This is a genomic window from bacterium (assembly GCA_022616075.1).
GTDB lineage: Bacteria > Acidobacteriota > HRBIN11 > JAKEFK01 > JAKEFK01 > JAKEFK01.
In genome coordinates, this window is record JAKEFK010000015.1 from 1 (window position 1) to 12641 (window position 12641).

Here is a 12641-nt window from a genome sequence, read left to right on the forward strand (position 1 = left end):
CAGCCGGGACGGCCGCGCTACTTTGCTAGAACTCACGCAGCCGGGACGGCCGCGCTACTTTGCTAGTGTGTCATACTATAGACTTCCCGATAAAGCAAAAGGTCATTATAACGCATGAGTCTGGCGTTGTCGGTGGTCATTCCGACATTCAACGAATCGCAGAACATCGCATCCTGCATTCAGTCCGTTCAAGATCTTGCGCAGGAGATTCTTGTCATGGACAACTTCAGCCAGGATGGCACTCCGGAGATTGCCCGTTTGTTGAATGCGCGAGTCCACCAAAGAGCATTCGACAATTTTTCAGCAAACAAGAATGCAGCAATTGAGCTCGCGTTGAATGATTGGGTATTGATCCTGGATGCGGACGAGCGTTTGACACCGGCGTTACGAAATGAGATCCAGAACACTTTGAATTCTCCCGCCGGCGCGGATGCGTTCCGGATCAAACGGGACGCTTACTTCTGCGGAAAGAAAGTACGATGCTGGAGCGGGAAGTCAGTGATCCGTCTTTTCGACAAACGGAAAGCAGCGTACGACTCAGCGAAGCTGGTTCATGAAGAGCTCGTGGTACGCAATGGAACCATCGACTCCCTTCTGCACCCGATGGAGCACTACACCTTTCGATCCTTTGAACAGTATTTGCCCAAGGTGCACTCCTTTACTTCTCTGGCAGCCCGTGAGGCATACGAGAAAGGAAAACGTGTCAGCTGGTTTTCGCTTTTTCTATATCCACCTTTGCGATTATTGAAAACTTATTTCGTAAAGGCCGGAATTCTGGACGGCATACCAGGATTGATCATAGCCTGGCTCTCCGCTTACACGGTCTACTTGAAAATGGCGAAACTCTGGGAGTTGCAAAATTCGCAATGAGCAAGGAACACCTTGTAATTTTTCACATCAACACTGAAAAAGGATTTCGGGGTGGCGAAATGCAGACCCTTCATCTCGTTCGGGGACTCCAGCAACGCGGCCACGAGAATTGCATTTTTGCGCGTCCGGGCTCCAGGATCCTGCAGGAAGCGCGGGCGAGCAATATTCCGTGTTTCACGTTGCCCATGCGCGGAGAGTGGGATCTCATTTCCGGACGAACACTGCGCCGGCTCGTTGATGTGCAAAAACCCGACATCCTTCATGCGCACACGGCGCATGCCTGTTCGATTGCGCTGATGGCCCGCTGGCCCGACACGCTTCCTTCGATCGTCTTTTCTCGCAGGGCTGCCGTTCCAGCAAAAAAAACGCTTCTGCGCCGGAAACTAAAACATGTCGATGCGCTTCTTGCTGTGTCACAGACTGTTCGCAATCAGCTTCTCGAAGCAGGAATTCCTTCGCAGAAAATTTTTGTTGCAGAAAGCGGATCAGATTTTTCGCAATTGGACGCGTCACCGGATCGCATTACTTCCCGCAGCGAACTCGGCCTTCCGCCGGATGCTTTTGTAATCGGCAACATCTCCTTTTTCGATGAAGAAAAGGGCCAAGAAGCGCTCATCCGCGCTTTCTGCGAATTCGCAAAGAATCAATCGCGAGCTTATTTGTTGCTGGTAGGAGAAGGTCCTGTAAAATCCCGCTGCGAGGATCTGGCCAGTCAAATCGGATGCGGCCAACGCGTTCTGTTTACCGATTATCGCAGCGATGTGGAAAGAATTTATCCAGCAATGGATCTGTTTTTTCTTTCCTCCAGCCGTGAAGGTTTGTCCGGTGTGCTAAGGGAAGCAATGGCCGTTGGAATTCCTGTTTTGGCCGTACGACAACCAAGCACTGAAGAGCAGGTAAGCTCAGGAATTCTCGTTTCGAGCGAACCCGCAGAATGGAGCGAGGCCATACAAAAACTATTTGATGATTCTGATCTGCGATCGGACCTTGCAGCGAAAGCAAAAGAACAGGCCCGGAAATTTACGATCGATTCGATGGTAGAGAAAACGGAAGATTGCTACAGAAAGGTGCTGAAGCTATAAGCCCTGCCGGTAAAAATTCAAAACCTTCTTCACGTATTGTCGCGTTTCGGCGTAAGGAGGAATCCCCTGATAGTGATCCACGGTTTTTTCACCCGAATTGTAAGCCGCCAGCACCAGATCCAGCTTATTGTTATACCGCTTCATCAACTTCTTCAGGTGTTTCACGCCGGCGTCAATGTTCTGGCCGGGATCGTACGGGTTTTTCACGCTGTACAGCTTTGCCGTGTCTGGCATCAATTGCATCAAACCTAGAGCGCCCTTTCTTGAAACAGCGCGGGGATTAAAGTTCGATTCCACCTTCATGACAGCCGTAATCAATCTCCAATCCAGTTCGTATTTTTCGGAAGCCGAACGAACATGGTCAACGTAAGCGAAATGGATAGTGGGTTGACGTAAAACTTCTTTTTCTTGTACGACCATCGGCGCCGGTGGTGGATCTGGCTCGTCCCGAATCTCCTTTACCCATTCGACGGGGATGACCATTTCGGAGCGGTCGTTAATCAATACTTCGAGCTTTCCAACTTCAACAAGGGTGAAAGATTTGATTCGAATCTTCTTCCCCGTATTCAAGACCATGACATCGGCAGACGCAAGACAGGCGAAGCCCAGAATGAGTGCCCCGATCGTTAGATATTTTCTCATCATCGCTGATCTTACGACTGCATTATATGTTCTGAAATCATGATCGTCCAGAGACTATTTCAGTAGATCTCGTCGAAGGGTGAGTCCGCCATCGTACAGAATTGTCTGGCCGGTCATATAAAGATCCGGATCCAGGAGGAACAAGACGAGTCTCGCGATATCCGACGCCTGGCCATACCGTGGAATAATCTTTTGATCCACCAACTTAGCGTATTTCCCTTTTTGAATGCTCTCCAATGCCATGCCCGCATGATTGACACCGGGAGCTATGACATTGATTCGGAAAAAAGGATCTCCGCCGAACTCTTTTGCCAGAATCTTTGCTCCGTGGATCAAAGCGGCTTTGGAGGTCCCGTAAAAGAGGGAACTTTCAAACGGATATACACCCTGCATCGAAGAGAAAAGCACAGCGCATCCGGACCGTGAAGAGTTTCTCATTCGTAGTCCGAATTCTTTTGCGCTGCACAGAGGGGCCGAAGCATTGTAAAGAAATGCATCTTGCATATGAGAGATTTGCGCCTTCTGCCAGTCGACTCTTGCGGGGTCTCCGATCAAGTTAATGAGGCCATAGGGCTCTTTCTCCTGGTCGAAGAAAATGTTGATTGCATCCTGAATCTCGTCAGCCTGAGTGAAATCGCATTCGTAGAAGGTTGCATGCGCCCCTTTGATACGCGATTTCAATCGCGCGGCTTTATCGTCTTCGCTCCGGTGCACCAGCATCATTGAACATTTCTGCGCCGCCAGAGTCGTAACAATTTCCTGCCCCAACCCCCCGGTGGCTCCCGCTACTAGAATCGACTTGCCTTTTAACATACCGCCTCTAATCTACCATTTTTAGTTTTTCATTTTTCATTTTTCATATTCTTATTTATCATATTGCCATGTTTTACCCGAACTTGTTTACCCCGATCGCCATCGGGACGCTGCAACTGCCAAACCGGGTACTGATGGGATCGATGCATTTAGGCTATGAAGGCAAAGAAGATTCAGCGGAAAGAATGGCGGAGTTTTATGCTGCCCGGGCCAGGGGCCAGGCTGCATTAATCATCACAGGCGGTTGCGCAATCAATGAAGAAGCGATCGGCGGCGGAAGCTTTAGCTGCATTTACAAACCAGACGATGTGCGAACGCTCAGTTTTATTACAAGACGCGTTCACGAAGACGGAGGAAAAATCGGACTGCAGCTCTTTCATGCGGGCCGCTATGCAACGCGCGAATGGTTATCCGGTTTACAACCGGTGGGACCTTCTGCCATACGCAGCAGTTTGCATCCTTCGACTCCACGTGAAATGTCGGAAGAGGACATTTTCAAAACCATTGATGATTTCGCGACGGCCGCTGTGCGTGCTAGGGAGGCAGGTTTTGATTGTGTGGAAGTGATGGGATCGGAAGGATATTTAATCAACCAGTTTTTTTCGCCGCTGACCAACAAACGTGTGGACATCTGGGGAGGAGCCCTTGAAAATCGCGTCCGTTTTGGCGCGGAAGTGATGCGCGCGATACGCAAAGCATGTGGAGATTCCTATCCCGTCATATTCAGGATGTCCGGCATGGATTTGATGCCGGGGAGCAACGGCTGGAGTGAAACATTTTATTTTGCGCAAACCATGGAAGAGACCGGGGCCAATGCGCTCAACATAGGAATTGGCTGGCATGAATCTCGAATCCCAACGATTTCCATGCTTGTGCCGCGGGCCTATTACAGTTTTGTGGTTGGGCGCATCAAGCAACACGTGAAGATTCCATGCATCTGCAGCAATCGAATCAATGATCCGGAGGTTGCAGAGAATTTGATCGCGACGTCAAAAGCGGACCTGGTGAGCCTCGCGCGACCCTTGCTTTCGGATCCTGATTTTGCTTCTAAAGCCGGCTCGGGCAGAAGCGAATTCATCAACACGTGCATTGCCTGCAATCAAGCGTGCCTGGACAATGCTTTTCGGGATGAGCCAACCACGTGCATTTTGAACCCGGAAGCGGGTCGTGAAATGCTGATGCGCAAAAAACCAGCCCTGTACAAAAAGCGAGTTGCTGTTGTAGGCGCAGGACCCGCAGGATTGGAAGCGTCAAAAACTCTTGCTGAACGCGGTCACGATGTCTCGCTTTTTGAGCGAGGCTCAAAAATTGGCGGACAACTTCTTCACGCGGTGCTCATTCCCGGCAAACAGGAGTTCTTGAATACGATTCGCTACTACCGGAGCTATCTGAAGAAATACAAGATCCATGTGCAGTTGAACTGCTCCCCATCGGAAAAGGAACTTCAAGAGTTTGACGTTGTTATTCTTGCAACGGGAGCGCGGCCAAGACCATCCGATATTCCTGGATCGGAACAAGCGCATTGCATCGACTATGAAAGTTTTTTTAACGATCCATCCTCTGTGCAACCCTCCAGAGAAGTTGCAGTAATCGGCGCGGGTGGAATCGGATGCGATGTTGCCCATCTTCTATCCGATTCGGAAAACGCTTATCCGCCACCATCCTTTTTTGACGACATGGATCAAGTTGCGTCCTACGAAGAATATCTGCGATCACTCCCGCGAAGCCACGACGTCACGCTGACACGCCGTGGAAAACGAATTGGCGAAAAACTTGGGCCGACCACGCGCTGGGCTTTAATCCAATTGCTGGAGAATCGAGGTGTGAAAATGATAACGCAGATTCAATACAAAGCCGTTACGCAAAACGGCTTGCATGCGATCACGCGAAATGACAAGGAGATATTCATTCCGGCGGAGAAAGTTATTCTTGCGATCGGTCAGGTTGCCAATTCGGAACTCTTTCAGCAGATCCAGCCAAACGTGGAGGAATGCTATTTGATCGGCGCCGCAAAACTTGCTTCCGAAACAAATGCTCAGGTCGCGGTCTGGCAAGCCGCTGAAGTCGCCCGCCGTATTTGATTTTGAACAGAAGCTCGCAAAGAACGCGCAGAAAAAATATTCTTTATCTTTGCGACCTTAGCGATCTTCTGTTAAAAATAGACTATGCTTGACGTAAATCAAACTGCTCCGGACTTCACGTTGAAAATGTTTGGCAACGGAGAAATGAGCTTTTATGCATCTGCAGGTCCCTTGAATTCGGTTCTCATTTTTTACAAATTCAGCTGCGGGACTTCCCGGTTTGCCTTTCCCTTTCTTCAGAAAATTTACGATGCATATGCCCATTCTGTCTACTTCACGGCGATAGCGCAGGATAATCCCGGGCAGACGGCAAAGTTTCGCGAGGAACTGGGAATCACAGTCCCGATTCTGCTAGATGAGGCGCCTTATCCTGCGAGCAGGGCTTATGGCCTCCATACCGTTCCTTCTATTTTTTTAGTAGATCCGGAACATAAAATCCGTTTTTCTTCTTATGGTTTTGTAAAACAAGATATCCTGAATCTGGCAGATATCCTTTCTGAGAAATCAGGAGCGGATCAAATTGATGTATTTGAATCTGCTGAAGTTCCCGAAATGAAGCCGGGGTGAGGCGCACGAAACCGCTGAAGGTTTCAGCCGGACATTCATGAGTAAAACAAAGTTAGAGAAAGAAGTGCGCGAGTTGCGCGAATCGATTGAGCATCACGAATACAAATACTATGTGGATAACAACCCGGAGATCTCTGACTACGAATTCGACCAGCTTTATGCGCGATTGCGTAAGATCGAAGAAGAGCATCCGGAGCTTCTGACGCCCGATTCACCGACTCAAAGAGTGGGAGAATTGCCGGTGGAAGGGTTCCCCTCCGCGACTCATCGCTGGCCGATGATTAGCCTGGATAATGCATATAACTTTGAAGAGCTGGACGCTTTTCATGAACGCGTCGTGCGCATCCTCGGGAATCGTCCGATTGATTACGTGACTGAGCTGAAAATCGATGGCACTTCTGTTTCGATCATCTACGAATACGGAAAGCTATCCCGCGGTGTTACGCGAGGGGATGGAACGCGGGGGGATGTGGTAACAACCAATATCCGCACGATTCGATCGATTCCTCTGACACTGCCTGAGCGATGGAGTCGAACGCCCTACTTCGAGGCGCGCGGCGAAATCTATCTCTCCCGCAAAAAATTTGATCAGATCAATCAAGCGCTGGCAAAGGAAGGCCGCGAGCTATTTGCGAATGCGCGAAACTCCGCTGCTGGATCGCTGCGACTCAAGGACCCCAAACAAGCAGCCTCACGCAAGCTGGATACGTTTGTTTACGGTCTGTTGCCGGAGGACCTTGCAAAAAGTCACTGGGAATCGATGCAAATCTTGAAGGATAGTGGATTCAAAGTGAATCCAAATATCTCGCTTTGCCATTCCCTGGATGATGTCAAGAAATTCTGCAAGAAGTGGGAAGAGAAGCGAGATACGCTCGATTATGAAATCGATGGTGTTGTGGTGAAAGTGAACGATTTCCGGTTAAGACAAAACCTCGGTTCGACTTCGAAGTTTCCACGCTGGGCAATTGCGGTGAAATTTCAGGCAAAACAGGCATCGACAAAAATACTGGATATCCGCGTGCAGGTAGGAAGAACGGGCGCCTTAACGCCTGTGGCAGTGATGGAGCCGGTCTCGCTCGGTGGAACGACGATTGTACATGCGACTTTGCACAACGAAGATGAAGTGCGAAGAAAAGATATCCGGATCGGCGACTACGTGTTGATCGAACGAGGTGGTGATGTCATTCCCAAAGTCGTGAAAGTCATAGACACAAAGCGGGATGACAGCGTACGGATTTTCCGGATGCCAAAAAAATGTCCGGTCTGTGGCACTGGAATCGTCCGTGAGGAAGGGGAAGCAGTATCTCGTTGCCCGAATCTTTCCTGTCCCGCCAAACTTCACGAATCGTTGCGCCATTTTGCCTCGCGCAAAGCCATGAATATTGAGGGACTGGGAGATAAACTCATCCAGCAATTGCTCGCGCGGGGCATGATCAAGGACTTTGTTTCCGTTTATGAGCTGAAGCTGGACGAGCTGGTGGAACTGGAGCGTTTCGGAAAAAAGTCAGCTGAGAATCTACTGGAAGAGATTGAAAACTCAAAAAAAAGGACTCTGGATCAACAAATCTACGCGCTCGGGATCCGGTTTGTGGGAGAAACGATTGCGAAAATTCTCACCGATCACTATTCGAGCATTGAAGAAATCGAGTCGGCTTCTGCAGAGGAACTTCAGAACATCTCCGGTATCGGTGAACGGATTGCCGTCAGCATTGCGGAATTCTTTTCAGTTCCCGAAAATCGCAGCCTTGTGAAACGCATGAAACAACATGGCCTGTTTAAGGTTCAATCTCCCGGAAAGAAAAAAACGGGCACAAAACTGGGCGGACTCACATTTGTGATTACGGGAACACTCGATGGTTTTTCGCGCGATCAAGCCAAAGCAAAAATCGAAGAGCTGGGCGGAAAAGTCAATTCGTCTGTCAGCAAGAAAACGGACTATCTGGTTTGTGGTGAAGAAGCAGGATCAAAGCTCGACAACGCAAAAAAACTGGGAGTAAAAATCCTGGATGAAGAAGAGTTCGTTGCGCTTCTGGAAAAGTAGCGCGGGCCTCTGGCCGGCGATTCCCAGGCGGGACGCCCGCGCTACGAATATCTAAAATCGAACTACTGTGGAAAGGATGAACTGATCCGGCACGTTGGCGATGTCCAATGCCCAATCAATTTGAAAATGCGGACCGAAGACAAACCCGTTTCCAATTGTGAAATGGTGCTCATCTTCGCGCGCGCCAAATAAACCTCTGATAACCGCTTCATCGTTCGCAATCAGACCGGGCGCGGCATCCACAACCAGGCTGCTGGAGGAGTGATGGTAATAACCTGTACGTAAAGCAACCGGGACTGTACCGGCAAAAACAACAAATTCCGTTCCCACATGAAAATCCCAGGCATCATCAATCGTGTAACTGATATCCTCGGCGGTAAAAATAGAAGTTAAGACGTGCCGGCCAACCTCAATGCCTTCCACCAGATCCGAGTACTCCAGCCTCACAAGATCGGCAACAATAGTAATTTTGTCGTTTGGCTTGACGGCAGCGCCCAATCCGAACGTATCAGGAACTTTAAGAACATTGACGAATGAACCCGGCTTTCGCGAAATCGGACCGCTTTCAACTTCCTGCACTTCAAATTTTGGGTTCTTCTTATACACGGCTCCAAACGAAAAAACAGAGCCTGTATAAAGTGCGCCCGCATTCCATGCAAAGGCGCTGTCACTATCATCCAAACTTGTGTTGAATATCGGAAACACATTTCCGAAATCGTCAATAAAGACGTTCTGAACGCTGGCCTTCCAGTCCAATTGTGAATAGCGTCCGGTCAGTCCTACAGAAAAGTGATCGCTCAACTTCGCTCCAAACGAGAAATTGTAATTCACGATCTTCTGATCTTGCGAAGCCGTGGTTCCAAAAACGATTGTGGAAGTGCCGGGAATATCAATCAGAAAGACATCATTGATTCCACCTTCGGTTCTGGAAACCTCCTGCCGCGAAAAAGCGAGAGTGGATCGCCCAACTGGAAAAACGACACCTAAAAACGAGGGTTGGTTCAAGTCTTCTAGAGTGTTCTGAGATAAAACGGATATGAAAAGCTCCTCGGTTGCTCCGACAGAATTGAACGCATCCAACCGAGAAGCATCGAACTGGGTATTCCGGTACTCAAAGGAAACTTCCGGCTTCGTCAAAATTGTAAGACCCGCCGGATTCGCTTCCGCCGCTGTTGCGTCATCGGCAAGACCGATGAAAGCGCCACCCATGGCCCCGGAGCGAGCTCCAGGATTTACGAAAGAGAATTGAAAATTGCGGAAAATCTCTTCGTCCGTAATGGCAAAGACGTCGGAAGCAAAGACAAACAGACAACAGACAACGATCAGATAGAACTGACGCATTTCCCCCTCCTTTGATTTCAAATAGGTCCCATTCAAAAGGAAAACTATATCCGAAAAACTCTAAAAATAAAAAGTCGCCCCGGCATTTACAAGATACGCGTCGAATTCATAGTCGATCACGGCTGTATCGAAGGTAAGAAATACCTTCCGGATATCGCCACCGATCGACACGTGTTCTCCGATAAATGCCTCAACCCCCACACCGATATGAAAAGCATTTTCCGTGTGTTCGATCGTTCCCTGCCCTGTTACGTAGGGAAGATCGATGTCTCCCGTTACCGTCGCCGTAAGGAAATACCAGCCGGTGCCGGCTACGAAATAGGGAGAAACCGGAAGCATCGCAAGCGGATACACGATTGCGGAAATTTGAAGGGGCACCGTATCCAGCTCGATCGAACCGCCACGAAGACTGAAATTGTCTTCACGTTTTTGCAAACTCACTTCGCCGACAAGATATTTCATGACGCGAAGACGCGCATGTCCACCGAAGAAAAGCCGCGACTCATCAATCTCATCCTGGTTGTAGCTCAAAAGACTTGTGCTGAATCCAACTCCAAAATCCAGTGGATCGGCGGAGACAAAACCAGGCAAAATCAACCCTACAAAAACCATCACCAGTGTATACCTCATTTTTGAACCTCCGGTAACATTCTAGCACTTAGAATCCCGCTATGGTAAAAACAAAGCATCCACATGCGAAGGTACATCCTGCAGCGGTTGGTTTTACTCCTTCCCATACTACTTGGGGTCACCTTGATTTCGTTTTTGTTAATCACGCTTGCTCCGGGGGATTTTTTAACAACAATGTCCCTGAATCCGTCGGTTTCCTCCGATCGAATCGCAAAGATGCGATCAGAGTTTGGATTGGACAAACCGTGGTATGTGCAATACGGATTCTGGCTATACCGGTTAAGCCCGTATGAATTCCCTTTCGGAGTGAAATGGCCGGACCTCGGTTATTCCTTTTCAAACAGAATGCCGGTGATCACACTCCTAGGAGAACGATTCTGGAACACTTTGATCCTTTCCTCGACGGCAGCAATCTTGATCTGGGTTCTTGCCATTCCGATTGGGGTTTTTCTAGTAGCGAGAAGCAACACCTGGATCGATTGGTTCACTTCCGGTTTTTTATTTCTCGGCATCTCGTTTCCTCAAATCTTGCTCTCCCTTCTTGCTCTGCTCTTTGCCGCCAGGACCGGATGGTTTCCGATTGGTGGAATGAACCGTTTTGATGCCGAAATGATGCCATTTTGGAATCGTTTTGGCGATTTTTTACACCATTTGGCACTGCCCGCTGCCGTTTTGGCATTTACCGAAATTGCAGTTCTTGTGCGGTATGCAAGAGGAAGCATGATGGATACGATGTCTGCGGAATTTGTTCGCACCGCGCGCGCTAAGGGTGTAAGTGAAAAGGACGTCATTGGAAAACATGTTTTGCGGAACTCAATCAATCCCCTTCTCACTTTGTTTGGTTTGACTTTTGCGAATCTGCTCAGCGCATCTTTCCTTGTGGAGATTGTGATGGGATGGCCTGGATTGGGTCGGCTCGCGTATGATGCGATGCTTTCCCAGGATCTTTATGTCTTGATGGCTTCGCTGACAGCGGGCGCCGTTCTGCTTGTCGCAGGTAATTTGATCGCCGACATATTGCTCGCGCTGTTCGATCCGCGAATTCGTTATGAATAGCTGGTCCCGAATCTTCAGACGAAATCGTCCAGCAATGGCTGGCGCAACGCTGCTGTTTGTGTTTTACGGGGCGGCTCTGTTTGCAGGCTTTCTAGCTCCCTATTCTGCAGATACGGAATTTCGAGATCATTTTTTCCATCCACCGAGTAAGATCCATTTTCGAAATGAAGCCGGCCAATTGGTGATGCCCTACGTAGCGCAAACCTACTTGATTGATCAAGGTAAACAAATCTACTCCGAAGGAAGTCCGGTCAGCATCGGTTTTGTACTCCCCAAAGAAAACAAGAATCCATACGTTCCGGAAATTGTGGAACGTGAACCGTTAGCGATTCTCAAAAGCGATCAGGGCACGGTACTGCAAACGATTTCCGTCGCGAAGGAAACGTCAGAGGACTCAGGAATTTTTGCGTCCAAAACAACAATCAACGTTCCAGCTTCCACGATCAGCATTCTGGTCGAATACGGTGGAGAAAGACGAATCCTCTTCCTGAACAAAAAAACAGAAGCATCAGGCTCTTCTATTCAATTGCTGAGCTATGAGCGCGCACAAGAACGCTTTCCGATTCGATTTCTAATTCATGATGCAAGGCACGATTTGCATTTATTTGGCGTGGATCAGCCTGGACATTTTTTCTTGATGGGGACAGATCAAGCGGGCCGCGACATTTTCTCCCGGGTCCTATATGGCGCTCAAATCTCGCTTACGGTCGGCCTGATCGGTGTATTCATCAGCACTTTTGCCGGATGGTGGATCGGAGGAATCGCAGGATACTTCGGCGGAAAAACAGACGTTTTCTTGATGAGGTGCGCAGAAGTCTTGATGTCGATTCCAGCGCTATACCTGGTGCTTTCCGTTCGAAATATTTTCCCCATGGATCTTTCCACGAAAACTACGTACGTGCTCATGATTGTTGTACTCAGTTTGACCGGCTGGGCCACGATGGCGCGCGTGATCCGCGGAATGGTTCTTTCCCTTCGGGAAGAAGAGTATGTGCTTTCCGCGCGGGCTCTGGGAGCAACTTCCACTCGAATTTTAGTGCGCCACATTTTGCCAAATACAGCAGGCTACGTGGTTGTTCGCGCAACTCTTTTGATCCCGGTGTACATTTTGGCGGAAGTCACACTCAGCTATTTAGGGATCGGAATTCAGGAACCGGCAGCAAGCTGGGGAAATATGCTGACTGCAGCTCAGGAACTGCGTGTGCTGGAACATTTTTCCTGGGTTTTGGCTCCCGGCATCTTTCTATTTCTAACAGTTCTCGGCTTTAACTTTCTTGGCGATGGTTTGCGGGAAGCTCTTTCCGTGCGCGAGCCACAAAAGCGAAACTAAGCTGAATTCTTGAACGATTCCGAAAAAAAGCGGCAGGCGGAAGGTGAAAAATACCTGCCGCCGAGAATCCAGTTCTAAAAGTCAGTTTGATGCAGCTGTAACCCAACTGAAGGCCGGACTAACAGCATAGCGAACAATGCCGTTCCAATTAGAAGTGCTTGTTTTAAAGAATTTCGAGCTAAGTTGTT

At 49.0% G+C, this 12641-nt stretch carries 11 protein-coding genes; 7 read left to right on the forward strand and 4 right to left on the reverse strand.

Translation table 11 applies throughout. From position 1 onward, the window contains the following. Positions 1–114: 114 nt before the first annotated feature. Positions 115–870 (forward strand): glycosyltransferase family 2 protein, encoded by a 756-nt coding sequence (locus L0156_01095; protein ID MCI0601588.1) that lies wholly within the window; start codon positions 115–117, stop codon positions 868–870. Further along, a complete protein-coding gene (locus L0156_01100; GenBank protein ID MCI0601589.1) occupies positions 867–1952 on the forward strand; it encodes a glycosyltransferase in 1086 nt (361 codons plus the stop codon). Before L0156_01095 ends, L0156_01100 begins: the two co-directional genes overlap by 4 nt. Here the strand turns inward: L0156_01100 and L0156_01105 are convergent. Then, positions 1947–2597, reverse strand: a complete 651-nt coding sequence (locus L0156_01105; GenBank protein ID MCI0601590.1) for a lytic transglycosylase domain-containing protein — start codon at positions 2595–2597, stop codon at positions 1947–1949. The two genes, L0156_01100 and L0156_01105, sit on opposite strands and share 6 nt — an antisense overlap. Before the next feature lie 51 nt (positions 2598–2648). Continuing rightward, entirely contained in the window at positions 2649–3407 is a 759-nt protein-coding gene (locus tag L0156_01110; protein ID MCI0601591.1) for an SDR family oxidoreductase, read from the reverse strand. Positions 3408–3475: 68 nt separating this feature from the next. Between L0156_01110 and L0156_01115 the strand changes: the two genes are divergently transcribed. The 3 genes from L0156_01115 to ligA all read left to right on the forward strand — a co-directional run bounded on the left by L0156_01115 (position 3476) and on the right by ligA (position 8096). Beyond that, on the forward strand, positions 3476–5488 hold the full coding sequence (locus tag L0156_01115) for an FAD-dependent oxidoreductase (GenBank protein MCI0601592.1): 2013 nt from the start codon (positions 3476–3478) through the stop codon (positions 5486–5488). An 84-nt stretch (positions 5489–5572) separates the two neighbouring features. After that, entirely contained in the window at positions 5573–6055 is a 483-nt protein-coding gene (locus L0156_01120; GenBank protein ID MCI0601593.1) for a TlpA family protein disulfide reductase, read from the forward strand. 37 nt (positions 6056–6092) lie between these two features. Next, positions 6093–8096 carry an NAD-dependent DNA ligase LigA gene (gene ligA / locus L0156_01125; GenBank protein MCI0601594.1) on the forward strand — a complete coding sequence of 668 codons (2004 nt, stop codon included), beginning with the start codon at positions 6093–6095 and terminating at the stop codon, positions 8094–8096. A gap of 51 nt (positions 8097–8147) precedes the next feature. Here the strand turns inward: ligA and L0156_01130 are convergent, their stop codons facing one another. Next, positions 8148–9437: an outer membrane protein transport protein gene (locus tag L0156_01130; protein ID MCI0601595.1), complete on the reverse strand. Its 1290-nt coding sequence runs from the start codon at positions 9435–9437 to the stop codon at positions 8148–8150. Positions 9438–9497: 60 nt separating this feature from the next. Further along, positions 9498–10067, reverse strand: coding sequence for a porin family protein (locus L0156_01135; GenBank protein ID MCI0601596.1), 570 nt, complete (start codon positions 10065–10067; stop codon positions 9498–9500). Between the two features lie 63 nt (positions 10068–10130). On the opposite strand from L0156_01135, the gene L0156_01140 reads away from it, so the two are divergent. Both L0156_01140 and L0156_01145 read left to right on the forward strand, forming a co-directional pair. Beyond that, positions 10131–11123 (forward strand): ABC transporter permease, encoded by a 993-nt coding sequence (locus L0156_01140; GenBank protein MCI0601597.1) that lies wholly within the window; start codon positions 10131–10133, stop codon positions 11121–11123. Further along, entirely contained in the window at positions 11116–12453 is a 1338-nt protein-coding gene (locus tag L0156_01145; protein ID MCI0601598.1) for an ABC transporter permease, read from the forward strand. Before L0156_01140 ends, L0156_01145 begins: the two co-directional genes overlap by 8 nt. Positions 12454–12641 lie beyond the last annotated feature (188 nt).